We start from the raw sequence: 25,305 nt of genomic DNA on the forward strand, positions 1-25,305 counted from the left end.
GCTGATCGCGATGCCGAGCTGGCCCGTCTCCGGGCAACGCCCGACGATGGAGAAAGTCATGTCGCCTCCTACGCGCGGTTCGGCTGCCAGTTGTCCGGGATCACGGCGATCACGTCGATTTCCATCACCCTACGTACAACGACATGTTTACCTCGACCCGTATTGCCGTCGCGCTGTCCGGCGCGATCTCCGTTCTCTTCGCGTCGGCCGCCTGCGCGCAAGGCGCCGACACGCAAACCGACGCCCCGGCCGCGTCGCCCCTGCCCGCGATCAACGTCAACGCAACCCGCGAGATCGACTCGCTGACATCGAAATCGACCGGCAGCCTGAAACGCACGCTCGAGCAGACGGTCGGCTCGGTGGGCTTCGTCGATGCCGACCGCTACCGGAACACCTATGCGTTCACGCTGCGCGACGTGCTGAAGGACGTGCCCGGCGTGTTCGTCGAGAACCGCTACGGCCAGGAGTTGCGGCTGTCGATTCGCGGCTCGGGGATCGCCCGCTCGTACCACACGCGCGGCCTCGAGATCCTGCAGGACGGCATCCCGACCAACCTCGCGGACGGCAGCGGCGACTACTACCAGATCGATCCGCTCGCGCTGCAGGCGGTGCAGGTCTACAAGGGCGGCAACGGCCTCGCGTACGGGGCGTCGACACTCGGCGGCGCGATCGATTTCATCACGCCGACCGCCCATACCGCCGACGCGCCGAACATCCTGCGCGTGGAAGGCGGCAGCTACGGCACGGTGCGCACCAGCGCGCAGATCTCGCGCGTGCTCGGCCCGCTCGACTTTCTCGCGAACTTCAGCGTCAACCACGCGGACGGCTATCGCGATCATTCGAAGGGGCAATACGAGCAGTTCAACGCGAACGTCGGCTACCGGTTCAGCCCGACGGTCGAGACGCGCTTCTATGTCGGCGTGTACGTCGTCGACCAGTTGCTGCCCGGCACGCTGTCGCTGTCCGACGCGCTGAACAATCCGACCAAGGCCGCGCCGAATGCGATCTCGGGCGATCAGGCGCGCAACACGCGCACCGAGCGGATCGCGAACCGCACGACGGTGAAGCTCGATTCGGGCGAGCTGCAGTTCGACACGTGGGCGATTCACAAGAGCCTCTATCACCCGATCTTCCAGGCGCTCGACCAGGACGGCTGGACCTACGGCTTCGCGCCGCGCTACACGGGCCACCTGACGCTCGGCGGGATGCGCAACGACCTGATCGTCGGTGCGCGCTTCTTCGGCGGCCGCACGCAGGCGAACCAGTACGTGAACGTCAACGGCAACAAGGGCGCGCAGACGCTCGACTCGACGCAGACCGCGTTCAACTACGAGGCGTACGTCGAGAACCGGCTGTTCTTCATGCCGACCGTCGCGCTGATGACGGGTGTGAAGGTGCTGCACTCGGTGCGCGAGTACATCGACAACGGCAGGCTGCCGCGCAACCCGAACACCAAGTCGACGAACGCGAGCTACAGCGGCGTCAATCCGAAGCTCGGGCTGCTGTGGCAGCCGGACGCGCACACCCAGGCGTACGTCGACATCACGCGCAGCCAGGACGTGCCCGACTTCACCGACCTCACGCAGACCTTCTCGAACACGACGCGCTTCACGCCGCTCGCGGCGCAGCACGCGTGGACGATCGAGTTCGGCACGCGCGGCGCGCGCGAGCGCGTGAGCTGGGACGTGACCGCCTATCGCTCGCTCGTGCGCGACCAGCTGCTGCAGTACACGACGAACCCGGACGTGCCGGCGTCGACGTTCAACGCAAACAAGACGGTGCTGCAAGGGATCGAGGCCGGCGCGTCGGTCGAGTTGCTGCGCAACGTCACCGGGCGCGGCGCGGGCGACAAGGTCACGCTGTCGGGCATCTGGAACCTGAACGACTTCCGCTTCAAGAACGACCCGCAGTACGGCAACAACCGGATCGCCGGCGTGCCGCTGAACGTGCTGCGCGCGACGCTGGGCTACGCGCGGCCGAGCGGCTTCCACATCGCGGCGACGCTCGACTGGGTGCCGTCGGGCGCGTGGGCCGACGATGCGAACACGTTGCGCGTGCCGAGCTACACGTTGCTCGGGCTGCAGGCCGGCTACGACTTCCGCAATGGCCTGTCGCTGTTCGTCGACGCGCGCAACCTGACCAACAAGCGCTATGTGAGCGACATCAGCACGGTCGCCGATGCGCGCACCGCGAACACCGCGATCTTCTATCCGGGCGAAGGGCGCAGCGTGTTCGCCGGCATGCGGTACGCGTTCTGATGCCCGGCCTGACAAGCAACACCGCATTGAACAGATTCAAAGGATCTCGAAACATGAAGTTCAGATTGATGCTGCCCGCCGCCTTGCTCGCGGCCTTCTCGCCCGCCGGGCAAGCCCAGGAGAGCGATGCCGCGAGCGCCGGCGCCACGCTCGCACCGATTCGCGTCAGCGCCCAGAAGGCGACACCGCTCACGCAGCCGCTCGACGCCGGCAGCCGTCTCGGCCTGACTTCGCTCGAAACGCCCGCGAGCGTCGAGCAGATCGATCGCAACACGCTCGACACGCGCGGCGACAGCGCGATCGTCGACGCGGTGAGCCGCGCCGCCGGCATCAGCGCGTCGCCGCATCCGGGCAACGGGGGCTCGGAGCTCGGCGCGCGCGGCTTCGTCGGCGCGTCGTCGGTCACACAGCTCTATGACGGCGTACGCCCGTACGGCGCGATCGGCATCACGTTTCCGTTCGACACGTGGTCGGTCGACCATATCGACGTGCTGCGCGGCCCCGCTTCGGTGATCTACGGCGAAGGCGCGATCGGCGGGGTCGTCAACATCGTGCCGAAGAAGCCGACGCGCGGCGCGATCCGGAACGAGCTGCAGGTCGGCGGCGGCACCGAGGGCACGGCGCGGGTCGCGTTCGGCAGCGGTGGCGCGATCAACGACCAGCTGTCCTATCGCTTCGACATCAGCGGCAACCGTTCGTCGAACTGGGTCGACCGCGGCAATTCGCGCAACCTGTCGATCTCCGGCGCGCTGCGCTACGACGTGAGCGCCGACCTGTACGTGACCGCGTCGTATGCGCAGGGCTTCCAGCATCCGATGCAGTATTTCGGCGTGCCGCTCGTGAACGGCGCGCGCGATCGCGCGCTCGACAAGAAGAACTACAACGTCGGCGACAGCGACATCGCGTTCCGCGACAGCTGGGCGACGGTCGCGGCGAACTGGCAGCCGAGCGACAGCCTCAACGTGACGAGCACGCTGTACCGGATGAAGAGCAACCGTCACTGGAAGGATGCGGAGTACTACACGTACCTGCCGTCGACCGCGCAAGTGCGGCGCAGCAGCTTCACGGAGATCTTCCACGACCAGGAGCAGTACGGCAACGTGACGGCGGCCACCGTCACCACCGCGCTGCTCGGCATGCGCAACACGTTCTCGACGGGCTTCGAGTTCAATCACACGACGTTCCAGCACGACAACAACTCGCCGTATTCGGGCACGTCGACGGTCGATCCGTTCAACTTCGATCCGGGCAGCTTCATCAACACGGCCGGCACCTATCCGAAGTACCGCAGCCAGGCGAACCAGTACGCGCTGTTCGCCGAGAACCGGCTGGAGATCACGCCGCGCTGGTCGGTGATCGGCGGGCTGCGCTACGACCATGCGAGCGTGAACCGCGACGATCTCGTGAACGGCGGCGCATTCACGAAGGTGTTCGCGAACACCGGCTGGCGCATCGGCACCGTGTACGACGTGCAGCCCGGCCTCGCCGTATACGGCCAGTATTCGGTCGCGGCCGATCCGATCAGCTCGCTGCTGTCGCTGAATGCGTCGAAGGCGAACTTCACGCTCGCGACCGGCCGGCAGATCGAGATCGGCGTGAAGCAGTCGTTCCTCGGCGGCAAGGCGGAATGGACGCTGGCCGCGTACCGGATCGTCAAGAGCAATCTGCTGACGGCCGATCCGCTGAACCCGAACCAGTCGATCCAGGTCGGCCGGCAGTCGTCGCGCGGGCTCGAGGCCACGGTCGGCGCGGAGATCGCGAAGGACTGGCGCGTCGACGCGAACGTGTCGATCCTGCGCGCGAAATACGACGACTTCCAGCAGACGTCCGGCGGCACGACGGTATCGCGCGCGGGCAACGTGCCGGTGTCGGTGCCGCAGCGGCTCGCGAACCTGTGGGTGAGCTGGCGCTTCGCGCCGGACTGGACGGGCATCGCGGGCGTCAAGTACGTCGGCAAGCGTTTCGCCGACACCGCGAACCAGCTCGTGATGCCGTCGTACACGACCGTCGACCTCGGCCTCGCGTGGAAGCCGCGCAAGGACACGACGATCACCGCGCGCGCGTACAACGTGTTCAACCGGCGCTTCGTGCAGTCCGCGTACTACAACGAGACGCAATACCTGCTCGGCAACGACCGGCGGCTCGAAGTGGTGGCGAACTACCGGTTCTGATGCGGCGCGATGCGGTGCGCCGCACCCGCCCGCCAGTGCGCATGCCCTGCCGCGGGCGCATGCATTGCGACCTCACCGCGAATGCGCGGCCACTCACGCAACCGCATGAACGTCCTGGCTCGGCGAACAGCGGCCCGACGAATCCCTCGCCGGGCCGCATGACCGCGCGTCACGCACGCGTGCCCGCCGCGCGCCCCGCCATCCACTTCCGGTAGCGCCGCGTCTGGCACTGCGCGGCCAGTTGCTGCCCGACCAGCGCGCGCAGCGGCGACACCTGCGGGTGCGTGCGCCGGCCAACGCTCAGCCGCGTGAGCTGGAACTTGACGACGGCCATGTTGGCCAGCGCGCCCAGCGCCTTGTTCTTCCAGCGGATCGGTTCCAGCACCGGCGCGCTGTCCTTGCCGGCCCGCCAGTCGCGCGGCAGGTTCGGCTCGATCGACAGCGCGGTCGCGATGCCGACCATCGCCACGCCGCTGTCGACCACCTGCTCGGCCACCACGCGGCGCCGGATGCCGCCCGTCACCATCAGCGGCATCCGCGCAACGGCCGTGATGTCGCGCGCGAACTCGAGGAAATACGCTTCGCGGGCCAGCGTGCGCCCGTCGCGTGCCTCACCCTGCATCGCCGGCACTTCATAGCTGCCGCCCGACAGTTCGACGAGATCGACGCCGAGCGGATTCAGCAGTTCGACCACGCGCTTCGCGTCGTCCGCGCTGAAGCCGCCGCGCTGGAAATCGGCCGAGTTCAGCTTGACCGCGACCGCGAATTGCGGCGACACCGTCGCGCGCACGTCCCGCACGATGTCGAGCAGCAGGCGTGCGCGATTCTCGATGCTGCTGCCCCACGGGTCCTGCCGGCGGTTCGTCAGCGGCGACAGGAACTGGCTCAGCAGATAGCCGTGCGCCGCATGGATCTCCACGCCGGTGAAGCCGCTCTGCTCCGCGAGTTGCGCGGCGCGCACGAAGCGCTGCTGCACGTCGGCGATATCGGCCCGCGTCATCTCCTTCGGCACCGGGAACTGCTTCGACAGCGCACCGAGCGCGAGCGGCACGGCCGACGGCGCGAGCGTCGTCTGGCCGAGCGCCGCCTGCATCTGGCGCCCCGGATGATTGATCTGCATCCACACGTGCGCGCCGCCCGAGCGCGCCACCTGCGCCCAGCGGCGGAAGCGGTCGAGATGCGCATCGCTCTCGAGCACGACGCCGTTCGGCCCCGTCATCGCGCGGCCGTCCACCATCACGTTGCCGGTCAAGATCAGGCCGACCTGGCCATCGGCCCACGCCTGGTACAGGCGCAGCAACGCATCGGACGGTGCATGGTTCGCATCGGCCATGTTCTCTTCCATCGCGGCCTTGGCCAGACGGTTCGGAATCACCGCCCCGTTGGGCAGTGTCAGCGGTGTAAACAGGTTCATGGAGGGCACCCTCGATTGACGATGCCCAACGATAACTTTAAAGTCAACTTTAAGGTCAAGCCCTTTGGAGCACAGCATGAAAATCGGCGAACTGGCGAAGGCGAGCGGCCTCGCGGCGTCCCGTATCCGCTTCTACGAAGCGAGCGGGCTGCTCGAACCGGCCCGTCGGCAAGCCAATGGCTATCGGGAATACGGGTCGGAAGCGTTGACGCGGCTCGCAATCATCGACCGCGCGCAGCGCGCGGGTTTTGCGCTCGACGAGATCCGCGCGGTGTTGCCGCCCGATCTCGGCGCGTGGCCGCGCGACGAGCTGCTGGTCGCGCTGCGGCACAAGGTCGACGAAATCGTGCGGCTCGAACAGCGTCTCGCGCAGAACCGGCAACATCTGGAGGTGCTGATCGAGGAAATCGAGAACAAGCCGGAGGGCGAGGATTGCGCGGAAACCGCGCAACGGATGCTCGACCGGATGTGCGCGCAGGCCGACGAAGCGCCGGCGTCGGCACCGGTGCCCGCGCCGGTCCCGCGGCCAACACGCAAGCGCGCATGACTGGTTACACTGCGTCACCTGACGAACAATCAACCTTCGCTGCGGCGAGACGGGTCGACGCGCGTGCGCCCGCTTCCGCGGCGCGACTTCAAGACCCGATCCGCATGACGATCCCCCGCATCACAGGATGCCTCGTCGCCGCACTGCTGACGTTCGGCATCGGCGTCGGCAACGCTTGCGCCCGGACGTGCGCCGATACGCCTGCATCGTTCGCCTGCCCCGCCGCCCCCGACCTTCCGGACGAGATCGTCGCGCAGCTGCCCGCCGGCTACGAAGCGATGGATGCCGCGTCAGGGCGACTGACCGACGGCCCCCCTATCGGCTATGTCGTCGTCGCGCATCAGCCCGACGACTCGATGCGCAAGGCGTCGCTGCGTCCGCTGATGATCTTCCTGCCGGGCAAGGACGGGCACTACCGGCTCGCGGCGCGCAACGACGCCGTGATCATGAAAGCCGACGAAGGCGGGATGGGCGACCCGTATCTCGATGGCGTCGCCGAGAACGCGCTCACGATCGAACCGCGCACCTTCACGATCGAACAGGGCGTATTCGCGGGCCACGATCACTGGCGCGATCGTGTCACGTTTCGCTACGACACTGCGCATCGCACGTGGGTGTTCCATCGCGAGGTGTTCCGGAACTGGCGCTTCAACGACGACCCGAACGGCGATGCGCTGAAGGCCGACCCGGTGCGCGTCACGCGCGCCAATGCGGCGAAAGCGGTCACGTTCGAAGCGTGGCGGCCGGATTACTGGTGTGATTCGGCCGAGCGGCGCGGCACCGATCCGGCTTGCAGCAAGACGCGTTGACGGTGACGCAGCGCCGCCGTGCTGCCGTGCCGCGACTGACGATGCGTGCGGATAAGCGGTATGCACGGACGCTGCCGCGCCGCACGCGCAGTGTGTCTGCCGGCACGCGCCTGCCCCCTTTCGCAGCCGCGCGGATTTGCTTACGTCGCAGGTAATCGACGCGCGCCGCCCGCGCCGCGATCATGGCTCCATCGACGCATGAACCGCATCACATCAAGGAGCCAGCCATGACCGCCTACGCCATCGCCCACCTGCACGACGTCGAGATGTGCGACGACATCGTCGAATACCTCGAATGCATCGACGGCACGCTCGTGCCGTACGACGGGCATTTCGTGATTCACGGCGCGCGGCCGGAGGTACGTGAAGGCGTGTGGCGCGGCGACCTGATCGCGATCGCGTTTCCCGATCTGGACACGGCGCGCGCGTGGTACGAATCGGATGCATACCGGCAGATCCAGCCGCTGCGCGCGCGGCACGCAAGCGGCCCGCTGATCCTGATCGACGGCGTCGACGCGCGGCACAAGGCGACCGACATCCTGCGCTGACGAAGCATTACACGCCGCCGGTCGCCAATCGGGCTGTTGGGCCGCCACGCGCCGACGGCGGCGTTACATCCCTTCGAGCGGCTGCCCCGGCTCCCACGCGTCGACCGTCGCCTTCGCTTTCTCCCGATCGCGCGCCGACAGCACGCCGTCGAGCTCGGCGGCCGATACCTCGGAGAACTCGACCTTGCGGCTGCCCTTTGCGGATTTCAACGCCGCGAGATAGAACGTGTACGCGGTCAGCTGGTTCTGCTTCACGCCACGCCCTTTCTGATAGAGCGTTCCCATGCTTTCGAGCCCCAGCGGATCGCCCTGGCGCGCGGCCGAACGATACAGCGCAGTGGCTTTGTCGAGGTCCGCGGGCAGCTTCAACCCCATGTCGTACATCAGGCCGAGCGCGCTCTGCGCGGGTGCGTAGCCACGGTCGGCTGCCAGCTGGAAGCAATCCGCGGCCACGCGGAAATAACGCTTGGCCGGATCCTCCTCGTACCGAAACAGCCGCCACGCGATATCGTCGATCCGTACGCCCATGTCGTATTGCGTCTTCATGTCGCCATGCTGCGCGGCGATGAAGCTCCACTTGACCGCCTGCTCGTTGTCAACGTTTACGTGACCGTAGTATTCACCGAGCAATGCTGCCGCCTCGGCATTACCTGCGTTCGCCGCGGTCGTCAGTTCGGGGATGGCTGTCTGGTAGTCGTCTTTCTTGTAGGCGTCCAGGCCGCTCTGCAAATCGGCAAATGCCGGCGCAACGGCCAGCGCGGCGCACAGCGCCAATAGGGTTTTTTTCATTGCTCTCGATATTGTGATTATTCGATCGGATTGCGGCGAAACACGACATCGTGCCCCCACGTGTCGCGCTTCGCATGCAGACGTCCGGTGCGTATCGTCGTTCTGCGGCCCCGCATGGCGGAACCTGTCGCACCGGATGGCTTTCCTTTTACCGCAATCGCAAATCCGTCGTCAATGAAGCGGCCCTCGCCCCACCGTGCCGGCTACCCCTTCCGCTCCATCGGCTCGCCGACGACGAACCCGCCGCCCTGGAACCGCTGCGCGGGATCGTCGTAGTCGGCGGTCGGCGCCGTCACCGGGAACAGCCCGGCGAATTGCTCGGAGCTGTCACGCGGGCGGAAGCCGAGGAAACCGGCCTTCGTGTTGTCCCACCACTTCACCGGGTTGTCCGACGCGCCGTACACGATCGCGTGCCCGACGCGGTTCGTCAGCAGCGAGCAGCGCACGAGCTCGATGAAGTCGCGATAGCTGAGGAACGTCACGAGCATGCGCGGATTCTTTGGCACTTCGAACGATGAGCCGATCCGCAGGCACACGGTCTCGATCCCGAAGCGGTCGAAGTAGTAGCGCGACAGCGATTCGCCGAAGCACTTCGTCACGCCGTACAGGCTGTCGGGCCGCAGCGGCGAATCGGCGTCGAGCACTTCCGTGACCGGATGGAAGCCGATCGCATGGTTCGAGCTCGCGAACACGACGCGCTTCACGCCGTGCTTGCGCGCGGCTTCATACAGGTTGTACGTGCCGGTGATGTTCGCGCCGACGAGATCGTCGAACGGCGCGTCGACCGAAATGCCGCCGAGGTGGACGATCGCGTCCACGCCGTCGACCAGCTGCATCACCGCGGCCCGGTCGGCCAGGTCGACGACGCGGGTTTCTTCATGCGCGGCCGCGTCGCCGAGCGTCGCGATGTCGCTGACGCGCACGACGTCGGCCCAGGCGGCGAGCGCGCCGCGCAACTGGCGGCCAAGGTTGCCGGCCGCGCCCGTCAGCAGCAGGCGCCCGAACGGTTTGCGCGCGCCGGTGGATGAGGCGTTCATTGACTCTCCTTGAATCTGACCTGAAATCTGACTGAATCGGAAAACGTTTTCCAACTATACGCGGGCGCACCGCCGAACGTCAATGGTCGAACCCGCTCGCAGCCATCCGCACTTTCCCGATATCGGCGCGTGGCCGCGCGCGCCCTTTTTCTGCCACAATCCGGCCTTACGGAACGAAAACGTTACCCTTCGAATGAAAAAAGTTTCCCCGACGATCCGCGACGTGGCGGCGGAAGCCGGCGTGTCGGTCGCGACGGTATCGAAGTACGTGAACGGCACGCAGCGCTTCTCGCCGACCGTCGAGGCCCGGCTCAAGGAGGCGATCGAGCGGCTCGGCTACCGTTCGAACCCGCTCGCGCGCTCGATGATCACCGGCCGCACGCGCACGATCGGCCTCGTGATCCTCGACATCAGCAACCCGCACTTCACGAACGTGGTGAAAGGCGCGAACCGCGTCGCGCTGCAGCACGACTACACGCTGCTGCTCGTCGATACCGAGGAGAGCCAGGCACGCGAACGCTCGCTGATCGAGGCGCTCGCGCAGCGCGTCGACGGGCTGATCGTCAGCACGCGGATGCCGGATGACGAAGCCGGCTGGATGCTCGACCTCAACAAGCCGCTCGTGCTGCTGCGTCGCAGCCCCGGCCTGCCGATTCCGAGCGTCGGCATCGACAACCGGCTGTCGACCTACATGCTCGCGCGCCACCTGCTCAATCTCGGCCACACGCGTATCGCGTATCTCGGCTTCGGCACCGCACGCGTGAACGACGAACGGATCCAGGGCGCGCGCGACTGTCTCGCGGAAGCCGGGCTCACGCTCGACGTGCACGATGCGCATGCGCCGACCGCCGAGGCCGGCGAGCGTGCGTGTTCGCGCGTGATGCTCGGGCCGCAGCGCCCGCAGGCCGTGATCTGCTACAACGACCTGATCGCGCTCGGCTTCATGAAGGAGGCCACGTCGCTTGGCTTCCGGTTGCCGCAGGACGTGTCGGTCGCCGGCATCGACAACGTGCCGTACGGCGAATACGCAGCGCCCGCGCTGACCACCGTCGACATCCAGAGCGAGAACATGGGCGAGCTCGCGATGCAGAAGCTGATCGACGCGCTCGCGGGCCGCACCGATGCGAGCTATTCGACGTTCGAGCCGCGGCTGATCATGCGCGCGTCGACGGCCGCGGTCGGCTGAGTTTCCTGTTTCGCGCCTGCAAAAGAAAACGCGCCGCCCAAGGGCGGCGCGTTCGTTTGTCGACGCGCGATCACGCACTCATGCGTCGAGCTGCGCAGGCTTCATCTTCGGCGTGAGCACGTGCATCACGCCCAACGCGATCAGGTAGGCCGACGCGCCGATCGCGAACAGCACCCAGTAGTGGCCCGTGCGCTGCAGCACCTGGCCGATCACTTCCGAGAACAGCACGCCGCCGATCGAACCGGCCATCCCGCCGATGCCGACCACCGATGCCACCGCGCGGCGCGGGAACATGTCGGACGCCGTCGTGAACAGGTTCGCCGACCAGCCCTGGTGCGCGGCGGCGGCGAGGCCGACGATCAGCACCGCGGCCCACAGGCTCTGCACCTGCGACACGAACGCGATCGGCAGCACGCAGCATGCGCAGATCAGCATCGCCGTCTTGCGCGCGCCGTTCACGCTCCAGCCCGCGCGCAGCAGCATCGACGACAGCCAGCCGCCGCCGATGCTGCCGACCGTCGTCAGCGCATAGATGCAGACGAGCGGCAGGCCGATGTGCTGCATGTCCATCCCGCGCGATTCGTTGAGCCACTTCGGCAGCCAGAACAGGTAGAACCACCACACCGGGTCGGTCAGGAACTTGCCGATCAGGAACGCCCACGTCTCGCGCTTGCGGATCAGTTCGCCCCAGCGCGGCGCGCCGGCATTCGCGTTCGCCGCGTCGAGCGCTTCCGCTTCGTCGCGCGGCTCGTCGTACTCCGCGGCGAGCGCGCGCGTATCGGCCTGGCGATAGAGCACGAGCCACACCGCGAGCCACACGATGCCGATCGCGCCGACGATCACGAACGCCGCGCGCCAGCCGTAGGCCACCGCGATCGCCGGGATGATCGCCGGCGCGAACACCGCGCCGATGTTCGCGCCCGAGTTGAAGATGCCGGTGGCGAGCGCGCGTTCGCGGCGCGGGAACCATTCGGCCGTGGTCTTGATCGCGGCCGGGAAGTTGCCGCCCTCGCCGATCCCGAGCAGCGCGCGCACGAACGCGAAGCCCATCACCGAGCCGACCGCCGCGTGCAGCATCGCGGCGATGCTCCACACCAGCATCGCCAGCGCATACGAGATGCGCGTGCCGAGCCGGTCGACGATGCGCCCGAAGCCGAGCAGGCCCAGCGCATAGAACGCGGAAAACGCCATCACGATGCGACCGTACTGCACCTGGCTCCAGCCGATGTCGTGCTGGAGCATCGGCGCGAGCAGGCCGAGGATCTGCCGATCCATGTAGTTGATGACGGTCGCGAAAAACAGCAGCGCACAGACGGTCCAGCGGTAGCGGCTGGCGGCCGCGCGCACGGCGCCGACGACGGCAGATTGCATGAATGTCTCCGATGCGCGGCCGCGCCCGTCGCGCCGCACGTTGTTCGTTGACCGGCGACCGGCGCCGGGGCGGACGGCGGTGCGCCTGTCGCGCATGGCCGATTCCGTCGATCAATCTGGAAAACGTTTTTCAAAGAATAGGACGTGCGCCCATGCCCTGTCAGTCGGGGATTTCGATGAGTCATCTCAAATTAGTCAACCGCAAAAGAGACGACTGTTTCACTACATGGCATTAACCGTTTTTCCCGGATTTTCCTGACCGGCGTGCGCGAGGGCGGCCACCGAGACACATGTCCGATTCCAGCCAGAATCGGCGGGCGGGATGGTTTACAGTCGTCTCATGCGCCTCGATCCCGACACCTGCTATGACGCCCTGCTTTCGCGGAACCGCCGCTTCGACGGCTGGTTCTTCGTCGGCGTCGCGACGACGGGCGTGTATTGCCGCCCCGTCTGCCCGGTGAAGCCGCCGAAAGCGCAGAACTGCAGCTACTACCCGAGCGCCGCAGCCGCCGAGAAAGCCGGCTTTCGACCCTGCATGCGCTGCCGCCCCGAGCTCGCGCCCGGCCACGGGCTGCTCGACCTGTCCGGCACGCTCGCCGACGCGGCCGCCACGCTGATCGAGGACGGTTTCCTGAATGCCCATTCCGTCGATGCGCTCGCACGGCGTGTCGGCGTGACCGAACGCCACCTGCGCCGGATCTTCGGCGCGCAGTTCGGTGTGTCGCCGGTCGAGTTCGCGCAGACGCACAGGTTGCTGATGGCCAAGCGGTTGCTGACCGATACCGCGCTGCCGGTGGCCGTCGTCGCGTCCACGGCCGGGTTCGGCAGCGTGCGGCGCTTCAACGACCTGTTCCTGCAGCGTTACGGCCTCAATCCGCTCCGGCTGCGCAAAGGAGCCCGCGCATCGGCCGACGGCGACATGACGTTTCCGCTGCCGTATCGCCCGCCGTTCGCTTGGGACGACCTGATGCGCTTTCTCGCGCAGCGGCAGATCGACGGTGTCGAGCGGATCGATGCGCAGGGGTATGCGCGTGTCGTTGAATTGCCGAACCCGAACGTCAACGGCGGTAGCGGGCGTATTGCCGGCTGGCTGTCCGTCGCGCATGTGCCGCAGCGCTTCGCGCTGGCCGTCACCGTGTCGCCCTCGCTGACGCCGGTCGTACCGGCCGTGCTCGCGCGCGTGCGGCGGCTGTTCGATCTCGACAGCCGCCCCGACGTGATCGACGCGCATCTCGGCGAACTCGCGAGCGGCTCGCCGGGCCTGCGTGTCCCCGGCGCGTTCGACGGCGTCGAGATCGCGATCCGTGCGATTGCAGGCGAACGGCTTGCGGCGACGCCTGCGGGCGCGCCGGTGCTGGCGCGCCTCGCCGAACGTTTCGGCACATCGATCGAAGGCGCGCCGCCGGGCCTCATGCACGCGCTGCCCTCCGCCGCGACGCTGGCCGCCCTGCCGCCTTCCGCGCTTGAAACGATCGGCATCGCGCGCGAACCCGCACGGGCGATCGTGTCGCTCGCCCGCGCCGTCGACGACGGCACGCTCTCGCTCGAACCGATGGCGCCGCTCGACATGACGCTTGACGCATTGCGCGCGCTGCCCGGCTTCGACGAGCACGCGGTGCAGTACGTCGCGATGCGCGCGATGGCCTGGCCGAATGCGTTCCCGGCCGACGATGCGTGGCTGCCCGCGCGCACCGAGCGCACCCGTGTGCCATCATCCGCGCCGCATGCGGCGCGCTGGGCGCCGTGGCGCGCGTATGCCGCACTGCACGTGTGGCGCCTTCATGGAGATGTGTCGCGATGACTCCCGCTCACCTGATTCCGAGCCCGCTGGGCGACATCGCCGTGCGCATCGAGGACGATGCGCTGACGGGCCTCTACTTCGTCGGCCAGAAATACTTCCCGCCGGTTGCGATCGTGACCGAGGCGGACGCGCTCGCGATGTCGCCGCTTGCGCGCAAGGTCGCGGAAGAAGTCGCCGAGTACTTCACCGGCATGCGCGAGACATTCTCCGTGCCGATTCACCTGCGAGGCACCGCGTTTCAACGACGGGTATGGAAGGAACTGCTCGCGATTCCGTTCGGCGAACTCGTGACGTACGGCGACATCACCGAGCGCGTCGGGTTGCCGATGAGCGGCGCGCGCGCCGTGGGCGGTGCGGTCGGCCGGAACCCGGTGTCGATCATGGTGCCGTGCCATCGCGTGGTCGGCGCGTCGGGCAGCCTGACCGGTTATGCGGGCGGCATCGATCGCAAGCGCGCGCTGCTGTCGCTCGAGGGCGCGGGGTTCGAGCGCGGCGCCCACCATCCGGTGCAGCAGGCGCTCGCGTTCTGAGAGGAAGTGTGCGGCCGCGTCACGCGTTCAGCACGGGCCGGCGCGCTTCACGCTTCGCATACGCGCCGGGCGTCAGCTGGAATTTCGCCTGGAACAGCGCGATGAACGACGACGTCGAGTCATAGCCCAGTTGCGCGGCCACCGCGCCGATCGGCTCGCCCGCATCGAGCAGCGGCAGCGCCGCCAGCAGCCGCACCGCCTGCCGCCATTCAGTGAACGACAGCCCCGTGTCCTGCCGGAACAGCCGCGACAGCGTGCGTCGCGTCGCGCCGACCTGATGGCCCCATTCGTCGAGATTGCGCGTATCGCCCGGATACGCATGCAACGCGCGCGCGATTTTCAGCAGACGCGGATCGCGCGGTAGCGGCACCGTCAGCGGCGCCTGCCGCATGCGGGCGATCCGGTCGGCGATCAGGCAGACGAGCGCACCGTCCGGCCCCGTCTCGTCGTAGTTCACCGGCAATTCGGCCGTGGCGAGCACCAGCTCGCGCAGCAGCGGCGTCATGCAGAGGATCGCGCAATCGTCGTGCACGTCGTCGCGCGCAATCGCCGCATCGAGATACAAGCTGTGGAACGCGACGCAATCGCGCGTCGACACCGCATGCGGCACGTGCGGCGGAATCCACATCGCATAGTGCGGCGGCAACAGGTGCCGGCCCGACGGCGTCGACACCTCGAGCACCCCGCTCGTCGCATACATCAGCTGCGCCCACGGATGACTGTGCGCGTCGATGCTCACGTTGCCGGGAATCCCGAACGCGCGCACATACAGCGGCCTCGGCAGGCGCGCCATCGGCGGCACCGCGTAAGGGTCACCCGATTGTCCCGCCAGCACCATAAGACGTCCTCCGAAGGTCATTGCACGAACGAGCGCGATGCTACCGTGGCGGCTCTTCTTTCACACGGCTTCCGCTCATGAGCGCTCATACCCGCACCACCCGCAAGACCGTCACCGCGATCCGTTCGACCAAGGGCATCGGCAGCCTCGTGTCGCTGACCGCGTATTCCGCGCCGATGGCGAAGCTGGTCGACGAGGTGGCCGACGTGATCATCGTCGGCGACTCCGTCGGCATGGTGCTGTACGGCATGCCCGATACGCTGCGCGTCACGCTCGACATGATGATTGCACACGGTGCGGCCGTCGTGCGCGGTGCCGCGCAGGCATGTGTCGTCGTCGACCTGCCGTTCTCGACGTACCAGGAATCGCCCGCGCAAGCGTATCGCTCCGCCGCGCGCCTGCTCGCCGAAACCGGCGCACAGGGTGTGAAGCTCGAAGGCGGCAGCGAGATGGGCGACACGATTCGCTTCCTGACCGAACGTGGCATTCCGGTGATAGCGCACGTCGGCCTCCTGCCGCAGCAGGCCAACGCGACGGGCGGCTTCCGCGCGCAGGGGATGGACCCGCGCTCGGCCGCGCAGGTGTTCGATGCCGCGTGTTCCGCGGAACGGGCCGGCGCGTTCAGCGTCGTCATCGAAGGGACGGCAGAAGCGCTCGCGCGCCATATCACCGACACGCTGACGATCCCGACGATCGGCATCGGCGCATCGCCCGCGTGCGACGGACAGGTGCTCGTGACCGAGGACATGATCGGCGCATTCGATGCGTACACGCCGCGCTTCGTGAAGCGTTATGCCGATGCGAATGCGGTGATGCGCGATGCGATGCGTCAGTACGCGCACGACGTGCGGCAGCGTGTGTTTCCGGAACCAGCGCATTGCTTTGGGTATGGCAAGCCGCTGCAACTGGTGGGCGCGGATGATGCTGCTGCGTGATGACGTGATGACATCGCGCAGGCATTCGTGAACGCATCGCGGATGATCGCGCGATCACCTCACGCGCGCTTGCGCATCGCGTGCGTGACCCGAGCGTTCGCTTCGAACTTCGCGCGATGCGTCGAGAAGAACGTCCGCACGTTGCGGACGTTCGATGCGCCGGTGAACAGCCGTCGCGCGAATTCGTCGTATTCGGCGACGTCGGCCAGATCGGCCACCACCACGAAATCCGGCCCCGGCGACACGCGATAGCACTGCGTGACGGCCGGCTCCGCGCATACGTACGCTTCGAACGCGTCGTAGTCTTCGGCCGTCTGCCGGTCGAGGCTGATCTCGATCAGCGCGGTGACGGCCGTGCCGATCGCCACCGGGTCGAGCACCGCGACCTGCCGACGGATCACGCCGGCTTCCGTCAGCCGGCGCACGCGGCGCATGCAGGTGGGCGGCGACGACAGCGCCCGCTCGGCCAGTTGCAGGTTCGACACCGACGCGTCGTCCTGCAGGATCGCGAGGATGCGCAGGTCGAGATCGTCGAGGGTGATGCCGGCCATCGGCGGCTCCTTCCGGTCAGGGCGTGAAATTTAATTTCAACATGATAGACGATCTGCCATTCATTTCATTTGCTATTGTATTTTGAAATTTAATTCCATTTGGCTGGCCCTACCATCGCTCTCACTGATCCAGACAGGACATTTACGGAGCGCGATATGTGTGGAATTGTCGGGGCGGTCGCCCAGCGGGACATCCTGCCGAACCTGGTCGACGGCCTGAAGCGGCTCGAATACCGCGGCTACGATTCGTGCGGCGTCGTGGTGTACCGCGACCGGGCGCTGGCGCGCGCCCGCAGCGTCGATCGTGTGGCCAACCTGCAGCGCGAGATCGCCGAGCATGCGCTGTCCGGCTACACCGGCATCGCGCATACGCGCTGGGCCACGCACGGCGCGCCCGTCACGCTCAACGCCCATCCGCACTTCTCGCCGAGCGACGCCAATGCGCGCATCGCGCTGTCGCATAACGGGATCATCGAGAACTGCGATCAACTGCGCGCGGAACTGCAGGCGCATGGCTACGTGTTCGCGAGCCAGACCGACAGCGAGGCAATCGCGCATCTGATCGATCATCTTTATGACGGCGACCTGTTCGATGCAGTGCGGCGCGCGGTTGCGCGACTGCGCGGCAGTTATGCAATCGCGGTGATGTGCCGCGACGAGCCGCACCGGATCGTCGGTGCGCGTGATGGCATGCCGCTCGTCGTGGGCGTCGGTGAAGGGGAGAATTTTCTGGCGTCGGATGCGATTGCGCTGTCGGGGATTACCGATCGCATCGCTTACCTCGAGAACGGTGATGTTGCCGATATTCAACTGCACCGATACTGGATCGTCGATGCGGCCGGCCAGCGTGTCGAGCGTGCGGTGCAGCGAGTCGCCGCGCATAGCGGTGCGGCCGATCTCGGATCGTATCGCTACTACATGCAGAAGGAGATTTTCGAGCAACCGCAGGCGGTGGCCGATACGTTGCTCGATGTGTCTTCGATCATGCCGGAGTTGTTTGGTGATGGTGCTTGGCGGGTTTTCAACGACGTCGATTCGGTGTTGTTGCTCGCGTGTGGCGGTAGTTATCACGCGGCGCTCACGGCGAAGTACTGGATCGAGAGCATCGCCAAGCTGCCGGCCAGCGTGGAAATTGCCAGCGAGTTTCGGTATCGCGATAGTGTGCCGAATCCGCGTACGCTCGTTGTCGCGGTGTCGCAGAGTGGTGAGACGGCTGATGTGCTCGGGGCGGTGCATGTCGCGAAGCGCAGCGGGATGATGCATACGCTCGCGATCTGCAACGTTGCGACGAGTGCATTGATGCGGGAATGTGCGCTGCAGTTTGTCACGCGTGCAGGCGTTGAAATCGGCGTGGCTTCGACGAAGGCTTTTACGACGCAGCTCGTTGCGTTGTTTCTGCTGACGCTGTCGCTTGCGCAGGTGCGTGGGCGGTTGAGCGACGACGAAGAGAAGGAGCATCTGCGTGCGCTAAGACATCTGCCCGATGCGATGTCGAAAGTGCTCGCGCTCGAGCCGCAGATCATGGCCTGGTCGGAGCTGCTCGCACGACGCGACAACATGCTGTTTCTCGGGCGCGGGATGCATTATCCGATCGCGCTCGAAGGCGCGCTGAAGATGAAGGAGATTTCGTATATTCATGCGGAGGCTTATCCGGCGGGGGAGCTGAAGCATGGGCCGTTGGCGTTGGTGAGTAACGAAATGCCGGTGATTGCGGTCGCGCCGAACGACATGCTGCTTGAGAAGCTGCGCTCGAACATGCATGAGGTCAGTGCGCGGAATGGACGGCTTTTTGTGTTCGCGGATGTGGACTGTGGACTCGTGCCGAGTGAAGGGATCGAGGTGATTCGGCTCAACGAGTACTACGGGCCGCTTTCGCCGATTCTGCATACGGTGCCGATGCAATTGCTCGCGTATCACGCTGCGCTGGCGCGAGGGACGGATATTGATAAGCCGAGGAATCTGGCGAAGTCGGTGACGGTGGAGTGAGGGGCTTCGAATCGGCGATGCGGGTGGCACGTTCTAATAGTTTTACTTAGAGCTCGCTGCAGAAGTTTTCCTTAAGGCCGTCCGGCCGCCCGCAAAGCCAGGCGGGACGGGGCTTAAGGGAAACTAATAGAACTAACCCGCAGCCCTCCAAGAACGCCTCCCACTCGGAGACCCCCCCACCTCCGTTGGCCCCGGAGCTCCGGCCCCGGTTCCTTGCTTCTCCGAACACGTAGCGAGGAAGAATCGCGCTGGCCGGGCAACCCTGAAGGTAGCTGGCACTAATTTTTGCGACCTGGCAATGAAAACGGCGCCGGGATTACAATGGCGACCGACCTATACGGCAGGTACGCCCGCTGACGATAACCCCAACCAAATGTCTGCTTTGCAATCCACTGCTCCCCTTGCGAAATCATGCGCACCGCGCCGAACCTTGAGTTCAGCGGAGCGGCTGCGTCTGCTCGCGCGCATGTTCACGCGGCCGGTTTTTGCAGATATTGGGCGGTCTGGAAACTGGGAGATAGCGCTCGGATTCTTGGCGGAGCATGGACTATTGACGGCGGCCAAGGGCCAACCGTTGGCATCGTTATTTGAGTCTGCTTGGCTCGAGATTCGCCGCGCATATCGCAACGAGTTCGTCTACAAGACTGAGATTGCCGGCCGGATAGTGTTTGGAAGGCACAGCCCGAACACTGCGTCGCTGCACGTAGAGCTTCCCGTCGGGCGTTCAATCGTCGACGTTGCGGTCTTCAACGGCACGTCGACGGCCTACGAAATCAAAACTGAATTCGACACACCGCGACGCCTCACTACACAGACATCGGACTACTTGGCCGCGTTTGACCGCGTTTGTTTGGTGACCCATCCGCGCTGCGCGGAAAGCTATGCTGAAATCGTTGACCCGCGCGTCGGTGTCCTCGTGCTGACCGAGCGGGGCTCTCTGCGACAGATTCGCGAGCCATTGACCAACCGCAATAACGTATCACCCCAAACCATATTCAGCTGCCTTCAGAAAGCCGAATATATCAATGCTGTTTCGATGAAAACCGGCGTGCCAGTAGTGAAACCATCCGGGATTATCCAAGCCTATTGCGGTGACGTTTTCCAGGAGTTTACGCCCCTGGAGGCGCATGCTATCTTTGTCGACGCACTAAGAAAAAGGAAAACTGACGGGGAAACCGTGCGCTTTGTGACCGCGCTGCCCGAGAGCTTGCGCGTGCTTGGCTACGCCACTCCGTTGTCAGGGCGCCAGAGAGAAACCGCACTCTCTGCATTGAGAGAGAACGTCGGCTTCCAGCTCGCCTGAGGCTCTCTCTCCGCCTGCATGGCGGAATGCGAGAGGCCAAACTTTGTACTTTCCTTATCTCTACGCTAGGCAGTCGGAGATGTTGGCATTACGTTCGTTGCGTGGTAACTACCCGCTTCGCGACACCGTTATTCCGATACTAGAGCCTGTCAATCGAGCTCATGCGCAGTTGCAGCGACTGTTGAACGATTTCGGGGCGGCTAATGACAACTTGGTTGTCGTTACGAACCCCTACCAGCACGAATTCCATGGCCGTGGCCTCGACGGTTGGATTGAGCCTATCGAGGAAGCTATCGACGCGCACGGTTCTCTGATTCCTGGCCTGCTGTGCTCGCAGGCGACGACCCCGGAGCAAATCAGAGATTTCCTCACGCAATATCGCGAGCGCGACGTTGCCCTCCTGTACATGAATGCCCGGCTGTCGGACTCTCAGGTACAACGGCTAGCAGAAAGGGCGAACATTCGATTCCACATCAACCTGCACGAGCGGATGAGCGCGGCGCATCGAGCGATGCTTCCTCGTGAAAAGGTCGTGGATGTACGCGATGACTTTCAACGCAAGGCGCGCAATGCCGACTACGTTGGCATCGAGTTCTTCACCGACCGACACCTGAACTATCAACAAGTAGCGGTTGGATTCGGCGATTACACAATCCTTGGGGCGGCGTTTGAAGCGGGTGGCGGCCCTGCCGCCGCGGTGGCGATACATGGCACGTTCAAGGAACGAGGCGGAGACGTGTGGGTTGAACACTTCGTTTCCGACGACGTTGAACTCAACGTTGGCACAGTCGGCGAAAAATTCCTCCAAGCCGCGGGGAAACTTATCGCGCGCGCTCGGCAGTTTCCGCGAAAGTTCGGCAACGACCAAGCATTGCAGGACTACGCTGACGACGTCGCAGCACAACACTACCCTGGGTTGGGGAAGAGCAAAGAACGGCAGATTTACCACCATGTCGCTCTGATGCATCAACTGCTGACCGGTCAGCTCTAAGCGACGCGTGCCACCATGCCATTGATGGCCGCGCTGAGGAACCGTGAGCGGCGCGGCTACCGTGGTCATGCCGCGCCCGCGCGTTGCATCCCGACCTATGTACGCATGATGAAACGCTCACTCTCGCCGCATAGCGGCAAGGGAACGACATTCGTCACCCACCATAACTCATTCAGCCTCACGCAGGGTCTGCATCGGGTCTTCACCACCGCAGTCGCGGCTTCTCGAACAATGTCTAGTGCCGGCCGCAACGCGCGTGACATATCGGAACGGAAAACTCTCGCGCAGATGCGGAATCCTAAGACGGGCTGCGTTAGAAGAAGCGGCCTGGGGAAAAATATATCTACGCGAAGAGAAAGAACGTGTATCTACATCGAATAAGTGGTGAAAACTTCCGTGTGTTTGGCTCCAAGGAAAGCGGCACGGATTTGCAACTCGAGTTCGCTTCGGGTCTAAATGTGCTCGTCGGGGAGAACGACGCAGGCAAAACATCGGTCATCGATGCAATTCGGCATGTGCTACTGACCACGAGCTATGAATTCTTGAGAATTCAAGAGCACGACTTCCATCTCGAAGGGGACACTCGTGCGAAAACACTCTGGCTCGAAGCCGAGTTCCGCGATTTGTCGAAAGAACAACGAGCGACAGTCGTTGAATGGCTGACGTACCCGAGTTCAGGCGCCCCCTATCTTGTCGTCCACGTAACCGCAAAATTCGGCAAACCGATTGGTCGGAACCGCGGGAACGTCGTCACCGTCGTGATGTCCGGGCATGACGGCTCGGGTATCGAAATTGGCAGCGCAGTTCGGGACCTCATTCGCGCTACTTACCTGAGACCGTTACGTGACGCGGAAGCTGAATTGCGCGCGGGTCGCCAATCACGTCTTTCGCAAATCTTGCAGGCTCACAAGAACATCGTAGGCCAGGAGCATGACGATTTCGACCGTGACGATGCGTCCAAGCAACCGACGACGCTTGTGGGATTTATGCAGCAGGCTCAGCATCGAATCTCTTCGAGCGAGGTTATTAAGGCTGTACAGCAAGAGGTTAACGACAAGCACCTTGCTCGGGTCTCGTTTTCCGGCGACCAGCTGTCGTCGCGCATTGGCATCTCATCGAGGATGTCACTTCTCCAAATCCTGGAGAAGCTGGAACTTGCTCTGTTGCCACCAATCGGAGTCTCGGAATTCGAACAGTGTGCGCGCGGTCTTGGCTACAACAATGTCCTCTTCATGTCGGCGGAGCTTGTTCTCCTAAGCGAAGGCGAGGAGCTGGCTCTTCTGCTGATTGAAGAGCCCGAAGCGCACATTCATCCCCAGCTACAAGGACGCGTTCTTGAGTTATTCCGTGAACACGCGGAGCGCAAGGAGCAGCCTGTCCAGGTGCTGATAAGCACTCACAGCCCCACGCTCGCATCGGCGGCGCCGGTTGAAAGCACGATTTTGATGGTTAAAGGTAAGCCTTACCCTTTGAGGAAAGGCTTCACCAAACTCGAAGATGGGGACTACGCGTTCCTTCAGCGCTTCCTCGACAGCACAAAGGCGAACCTTTTCTTTGCTCGTTCGGTCGTCATTGTCGAAGGCCCAGCTGAAGCCATTCTGCTCCCGACGCTAGCCGCTCAGTGCGGATTGTCATTCTCGGAACACGGCGTGTCCATCGTCAACGTCGGCACAGTCGGTCTGTTCAGATACGCGCGCATCCTTCAGCGTCAGAACGATGAGCTCCTTCCTATCCCGGTCGCATGTATTACTGACCGCGACATCGTTCCGACACACATCGACTATGTTGAACGCCCGACGAAAGGAAAGCGCTTCTTTGACCAGTACACGGCCTCCGAGATTGTTGACCACGTGAAACGGAAAGAGAAACGTGCCGAAGGCGGTTCCACCAAGGTTTTCGTCTCAAACGCCTGGACGTTGGAATACGACATGGCCGCGTCGGGTTGCGCAAAACTACTTCACGATGCGGTCGCATTGGCAAAGAAGGCCGGCGACGATGGCTTTCTGACTCAAACCGAAATTGAAACCGAGCTCACGTCGGCTAAGGTGGTCTGGGACGGCTACGTCAAAGACGGGAAGGCCGCGCACGAAATCGCTGCGAACGTCTACAAGCCGCTTCAGACGAAACAAGCGTCGAAAGCCATCACTGCTCAATTCTGTGCTCATCTTCTCAAGACTGGAAAATACGGCTCGGGCCCGAGTCTTTTGGCGACGCTTCCGACCTATCTCCAGAATGCGCTTCGCTACGTAACTACAGACAGCGTGAAGACTCCCGCCACACCCTCGGCAACCGCCGCTGCGGGTGCGAGCGTTGTAGCTTCGCCGGGAGCTACGTCGTGAGCATCCCCGCGATTACTCAGGCAGACATCGACGAATTGCAGGTTGAGTACCCTTCGCTGGACTTTACGCACCCAGAGCGTCAAACCGTTCTGTTGGCAGGTGGCAGCGTAGACGTCCAAGCTGCGCCCGGAAGTGGGAAAACGACACTCTTGGCTGCGAAGTTATCCATTCTGGCGAAGAAATGGCAGCACGCGAACCGAGGCATTTGTGTCGTCTCGCATACGAACGTTGCTCGCGAGGAAATCGAAGCTAGGCTCCGTGAAAGCCGCTACGGGGCGCTCCTTTTCTCGCACCCGCACTTTATCGGGACAATCCAGACGTTCATTCACAAATTCGTGTCGTTACCGTTGCTTCGCAGTTGCGGCGTCGAGGTGCGGGTGATTGACGACAATGAGTGTCGAAGGATTTCCGAGCTACGAATCCATGCAAACTACAAGCTGAGGGCTTTGGCCCAAAATTCGCCGTTCAAATTCGCTCCGGCGTTACGGTCGCTGCGCTACATCGGTCCAGAGCTGGAGCTATCGTGCGCGGATGGCACTCTACCGGGCAAGACTGCGGCCACCTATCCCCTTATTGAAGACCTCAAACAGTCACTGACCAAGGACGGAATTTTTCGTTACGATGACATGTTTGCCTTTGCTCAGCACGCTTTGGCGAACTATCCCGCGCTCTCCGAGGCCTTGGGGTATAGATTTCCGCTCGTATTTGTTGACGAAATGCAGGACACGAGTGACGCGCAAGATGAGCTTCTCAAAAGCGCGATGGGCGCGCAAAGCATCTTTCAGCGCTTTGGGGACGTGAACCAGCGCATATTGCGGATTGGCGACAAGACGGCCGCGGCTTTCCCCCTGCCTGATTCGCTGCCGGTATCGACGAGTAAGCGCTTCGGTGCCAGCATCGCGAGCGTTGCGAACAGCTTGCGCGAGTTTGGCCAGGACATCGTCGGGGACAATCTCGAGAGCAATCTCCCAGTCACGCTGTTCACGTTCAGTAACGAAAGCGTGAAGTCCGTCATTCCAGCTTTTGCAGAGAGAGCCGCCCAACTGGTGCCGCCGGCCGAAATCGAGCGGTACGGTATCAAGGCCGTGGGACAACGGAAGGACGAGACGACGACGGAGGGCTGTGGACGATTCCTCGGGGACTACGCTGCTGTCGATGCTCCCACGGCCGGAAAGGGCTCATACATAGTGAACTTGCATAGGTCGCTGGAGATGGCGGCGGCCGCGCGTGCGGAGGCCAGCAATCTCGCGGAGGCGGCGTCGCGCACGCGAGTTGCCCTTCTTCACCTTTTGCGCGACCTGGACTGGCCACCAGCAAAGGAAGCAAAGACCTGGCGCCAGTTGGAAACCTACGCTGAAGAGACAGCTTTTCGCGCGTCCAACGCGATGGTCGAGAGCCTGCTACATGTACCTACGCCGTCCGCCGTTGCGAGCGACTGGGACGTCGTTCTGACCGGCTTGGCAGTGCGTTTGTCGTCGATTACTGGACAAGTCATTACGCTTGATGACCTGCGCGAGAGTGAAATCAGTCGTTTCAGTGAGTCGCAGCCAGCTCCTCCAAGCCTCACTCAATCGGAGACTGTCGCCCACGGTCTGTCTGTGGAAACTATCGCAGCGGTGAAAGGTGAGACCCATGCGGCAACATTAGTCCTCGAATGCGTCTACAACCGTAAGTACGACGTCAACGCATCACTCCCATTTCTATGCGGAGAAAAATCGAGCCTTACCGAAAAGGATGTCAACACGATAAGCCGCCTCAACAATCTTTTCGTGGCGGCGACTCGCCCGCGACACTTCCTGGCGTTCGCTATCCATGAAACAAGGTTGACCGACGCGCATCGGAGTCGTCTGGAAGCACTGGGATGGGTCGTGGTAGACGTGACGTGATTCGCACACGGCTCG

At 64.1% G+C, this 25,305-nt stretch carries 21 protein-coding genes; 15 read left to right on the plus strand and 6 right to left on the minus strand.

What is annotated here, in order from left to right:
- The first annotated feature begins 143 nt into the window (after positions 1-143).
- Together G3N98_RS02550 and G3N98_RS02555 are read left to right on the plus strand one after the other, a co-directional pair.
- Positions 144-2,258: a TonB-dependent receptor gene (locus G3N98_RS02550; protein ID WP_206147119.1), complete on the plus strand. Its 2,115-nt coding sequence runs from the start codon at positions 144-146 to the stop codon at positions 2,256-2,258.
- Between the two features lie 53 nt (positions 2,259-2,311).
- Positions 2,312-4,429, plus strand: a complete 2,118-nt coding sequence (locus tag G3N98_RS02555) for a TonB-dependent receptor (protein ID WP_206147120.1) — start codon at positions 2,312-2,314, stop codon at positions 4,427-4,429.
- A gap of 169 nt (positions 4,430-4,598) precedes the next feature.
- On the opposite strand, the gene G3N98_RS02560 is transcribed toward G3N98_RS02555, so the two are convergent.
- Positions 4,599-5,843, minus strand: coding sequence for an NADH:flavin oxidoreductase/NADH oxidase family protein (locus G3N98_RS02560; RefSeq protein ID WP_206147121.1), 1,245 nt, complete (start codon positions 5,841-5,843; stop codon positions 4,599-4,601).
- Positions 5,844-5,919: 76 nt separating this feature from the next.
- Between G3N98_RS02560 and G3N98_RS02565 the strand changes: the two genes are divergently transcribed.
- From G3N98_RS02565 to G3N98_RS02575, 3 genes are all read left to right on the plus strand, one after another.
- The gene (locus G3N98_RS02565) at positions 5,920-6,390 is read left to right on the plus strand and encodes a MerR family transcriptional regulator (protein WP_206147122.1); all 471 of its coding nucleotides are present in this window, start codon (positions 5,920-5,922) and stop codon (positions 6,388-6,390) included.
- Positions 6,391-6,494: 104 nt separating this feature from the next.
- Positions 6,495-7,199 (plus strand): hypothetical protein, encoded by a 705-nt coding sequence (locus tag G3N98_RS02570; protein WP_206147123.1) that lies wholly within the window; start codon positions 6,495-6,497, stop codon positions 7,197-7,199.
- Between the two features lie 227 nt (positions 7,200-7,426).
- Complete coding sequence (locus tag G3N98_RS02575; protein WP_206147124.1) at positions 7,427-7,747, plus strand: DUF1330 domain-containing protein; 321 nt, start codon at positions 7,427-7,429, stop codon at positions 7,745-7,747.
- Between the two features lie 63 nt (positions 7,748-7,810).
- On the opposite strand, the gene G3N98_RS02580 is transcribed toward G3N98_RS02575, so the two are convergent.
- Positions 7,811-8,536, minus strand: a complete 726-nt coding sequence (locus G3N98_RS02580; RefSeq protein ID WP_206147125.1) for a tetratricopeptide repeat protein — start codon at positions 8,534-8,536, stop codon at positions 7,811-7,813.
- 203 nt (positions 8,537-8,739) lie between these two features.
- Positions 8,740-9,573, minus strand: coding sequence for an NAD(P)-dependent oxidoreductase (locus G3N98_RS02585; protein ID WP_206147126.1), 834 nt, complete (start codon positions 9,571-9,573; stop codon positions 8,740-8,742).
- Positions 9,574-9,655: 82 nt separating this feature from the next.
- On the opposite strand from G3N98_RS02585, the gene G3N98_RS02590 reads away from it, so the two are divergent.
- Entirely contained in the window at positions 9,656-10,759 is a 1,104-nt protein-coding gene (locus tag G3N98_RS02590; protein WP_175240504.1) for a LacI family DNA-binding transcriptional regulator, read from the plus strand.
- 78 nt (positions 10,760-10,837) lie between these two features.
- On the opposite strand, the gene G3N98_RS02595 is transcribed toward G3N98_RS02590, so the two are convergent.
- The gene (locus G3N98_RS02595) at positions 10,838-12,130 is read right to left on the minus strand and encodes an MFS transporter (protein WP_206147127.1); all 1,293 of its coding nucleotides are present in this window, start codon (positions 12,128-12,130) and stop codon (positions 10,838-10,840) included.
- Here G3N98_RS02595 and G3N98_RS02600 point away from each other — a divergent pair.
- The 3 genes from G3N98_RS02600 to G3N98_RS02610 all read left to right on the plus strand — a co-directional run bounded on the left by G3N98_RS02600 (position 12,129) and on the right by G3N98_RS02610 (position 14,461).
- Complete coding sequence (locus G3N98_RS02600) at positions 12,129-12,389, plus strand: hypothetical protein (protein WP_206147128.1); 261 nt, start codon at positions 12,129-12,131, stop codon at positions 12,387-12,389. The genes G3N98_RS02595 and G3N98_RS02600 overlap by 2 nt on opposite strands.
- Before the next feature lie 63 nt (positions 12,390-12,452).
- Positions 12,453-13,931: a DNA-3-methyladenine glycosylase 2 family protein gene (locus G3N98_RS02605; protein ID WP_175240506.1), complete on the plus strand. Its 1,479-nt coding sequence runs from the start codon at positions 12,453-12,455 to the stop codon at positions 13,929-13,931.
- A complete protein-coding gene (locus tag G3N98_RS02610) occupies positions 13,928-14,461 on the plus strand; it encodes a methylated-DNA--[protein]-cysteine S-methyltransferase (RefSeq protein WP_089432112.1) in 534 nt (177 codons plus the stop codon). The genes G3N98_RS02605 and G3N98_RS02610 overlap by 4 nt, the downstream gene beginning before the upstream one ends.
- A 19-nt stretch (positions 14,462-14,480) precedes the next feature.
- On the opposite strand, the gene G3N98_RS02615 is transcribed toward G3N98_RS02610, so the two are convergent.
- The gene (locus tag G3N98_RS02615; RefSeq protein ID WP_206147129.1) at positions 14,481-15,299 is read right to left on the minus strand and encodes a helix-turn-helix transcriptional regulator; all 819 of its coding nucleotides are present in this window, start codon (positions 15,297-15,299) and stop codon (positions 14,481-14,483) included.
- A 77-nt stretch (positions 15,300-15,376) separates the two neighbouring features.
- Here G3N98_RS02615 and panB point away from each other — a divergent pair, with 77 nt between their 5' ends.
- Positions 15,377-16,234, plus strand: a complete 858-nt coding sequence (gene panB / locus G3N98_RS02620; protein WP_206147130.1) for a 3-methyl-2-oxobutanoate hydroxymethyltransferase — start codon at positions 15,377-15,379, stop codon at positions 16,232-16,234.
- Between the two features lie 59 nt (positions 16,235-16,293).
- On the opposite strand, the gene G3N98_RS02625 is transcribed toward panB, so the two are convergent.
- The gene (locus G3N98_RS02625; RefSeq protein ID WP_021160045.1) at positions 16,294-16,785 is read right to left on the minus strand and encodes an Lrp/AsnC family transcriptional regulator; all 492 of its coding nucleotides are present in this window, start codon (positions 16,783-16,785) and stop codon (positions 16,294-16,296) included.
- A 156-nt stretch (positions 16,786-16,941) separates the two neighbouring features.
- On the opposite strand from G3N98_RS02625, the gene glmS reads away from it, so the two are divergent.
- The 5 genes from glmS to G3N98_RS02650 all read left to right on the plus strand — a co-directional run bounded on the left by glmS (position 16,942) and on the right by G3N98_RS02650 (position 25,290).
- Entirely contained in the window at positions 16,942-18,771 is a 1,830-nt protein-coding gene (gene glmS / locus G3N98_RS02630; RefSeq protein ID WP_174947408.1) for a glutamine--fructose-6-phosphate transaminase (isomerizing), read from the plus strand.
- A gap of 298 nt (positions 18,772-19,069) precedes the next feature.
- Complete coding sequence (locus G3N98_RS02635) at positions 19,070-20,074, plus strand: sce7726 family protein (RefSeq protein WP_241025708.1); 1,005 nt, start codon at positions 19,070-19,072, stop codon at positions 20,072-20,074.
- 43 nt (positions 20,075-20,117) lie between these two features.
- Positions 20,118-21,065: a sce7725 family protein gene (locus G3N98_RS02640; RefSeq protein ID WP_277396874.1), complete on the plus strand. Its 948-nt coding sequence runs from the start codon at positions 20,118-20,120 to the stop codon at positions 21,063-21,065.
- A gap of 362 nt (positions 21,066-21,427) precedes the next feature.
- Positions 21,428-23,404 (plus strand): AAA family ATPase, encoded by a 1,977-nt coding sequence (locus G3N98_RS40310; RefSeq protein WP_206147132.1) that lies wholly within the window; start codon positions 21,428-21,430, stop codon positions 23,402-23,404.
- Positions 23,401-25,290 carry a UvrD-helicase domain-containing protein gene (locus tag G3N98_RS02650; protein WP_206147133.1) on the plus strand — a complete coding sequence of 630 codons (1,890 nt, stop codon included), beginning with the start codon at positions 23,401-23,403 and terminating at the stop codon, positions 25,288-25,290. Before G3N98_RS40310 ends, G3N98_RS02650 begins: the two co-directional genes overlap by 4 nt.
- Positions 25,291-25,305 lie beyond the last annotated feature (15 nt).

Source organism: Burkholderia sp. Tr-20390 (assembly GCF_017104595.1).
Lineage (GTDB): Bacteria > Pseudomonadota > Gammaproteobacteria > Burkholderiales > Burkholderiaceae > Burkholderia.

Coding starts and splice junctions, on each gene's coding strand:
- G3N98_RS02590 (WP_175240504.1), top strand. CDS start 9,656: ATGGTCGAACCCGCTCGCAGCCATCCGCACTTTCCCGATATCGGCGCG.
- G3N98_RS02635 (WP_241025708.1), top strand. CDS start 19,070: ATGAAAACGGCGCCGGGATTACAATGGCGACCGACCTATACGGCAGGT.
- G3N98_RS02585 (WP_206147126.1), bottom strand. CDS start 9,573: ATGAACGCCTCATCCACCGGCGCGCGCAAACCGTTCGGGCGCCTGCTG.
- G3N98_RS02615 (WP_206147129.1), bottom strand. CDS start 15,299: ATGGTGCTGGCGGGACAATCGGGTGACCCTTACGCGGTGCCGCCGATG.
- G3N98_RS02610 (WP_089432112.1), top strand. CDS start 13,928: ATGACTCCCGCTCACCTGATTCCGAGCCCGCTGGGCGACATCGCCGTG.
- glmS (WP_174947408.1), top strand. CDS start 16,942: ATGTGTGGAATTGTCGGGGCGGTCGCCCAGCGGGACATCCTGCCGAAC.
- G3N98_RS02595 (WP_206147127.1), bottom strand. CDS start 12,130: ATGCAATCTGCCGTCGTCGGCGCCGTGCGCGCGGCCGCCAGCCGCTAC.
- G3N98_RS02570 (WP_206147123.1), top strand. CDS start 6,495: ATGACGATCCCCCGCATCACAGGATGCCTCGTCGCCGCACTGCTGACG.
- G3N98_RS02575 (WP_206147124.1), top strand. CDS start 7,427: ATGACCGCCTACGCCATCGCCCACCTGCACGACGTCGAGATGTGCGAC.
- G3N98_RS02555 (WP_206147120.1), top strand. CDS start 2,312: ATGAAGTTCAGATTGATGCTGCCCGCCGCCTTGCTCGCGGCCTTCTCG.
- G3N98_RS02605 (WP_175240506.1), top strand. CDS start 12,453: ATGGTTTACAGTCGTCTCATGCGCCTCGATCCCGACACCTGCTATGAC.
- G3N98_RS02580 (WP_206147125.1), bottom strand. CDS start 8,536: ATGAAAAAAACCCTATTGGCGCTGTGCGCCGCGCTGGCCGTTGCGCCG.
- panB (WP_206147130.1), top strand. CDS start 15,377: ATGAGCGCTCATACCCGCACCACCCGCAAGACCGTCACCGCGATCCGT.
- G3N98_RS02565 (WP_206147122.1), top strand. CDS start 5,920: ATGAAAATCGGCGAACTGGCGAAGGCGAGCGGCCTCGCGGCGTCCCGT.
- G3N98_RS02600 (WP_206147128.1), top strand. CDS start 12,129: ATGAATGTCTCCGATGCGCGGCCGCGCCCGTCGCGCCGCACGTTGTTC.
- G3N98_RS02625 (WP_021160045.1), bottom strand. CDS start 16,785: ATGGCCGGCATCACCCTCGACGATCTCGACCTGCGCATCCTCGCGATC.
- G3N98_RS02550 (WP_206147119.1), top strand. CDS start 144: ATGTTTACCTCGACCCGTATTGCCGTCGCGCTGTCCGGCGCGATCTCC.
- G3N98_RS02560 (WP_206147121.1), bottom strand. CDS start 5,843: ATGAACCTGTTTACACCGCTGACACTGCCCAACGGGGCGGTGATTCCG.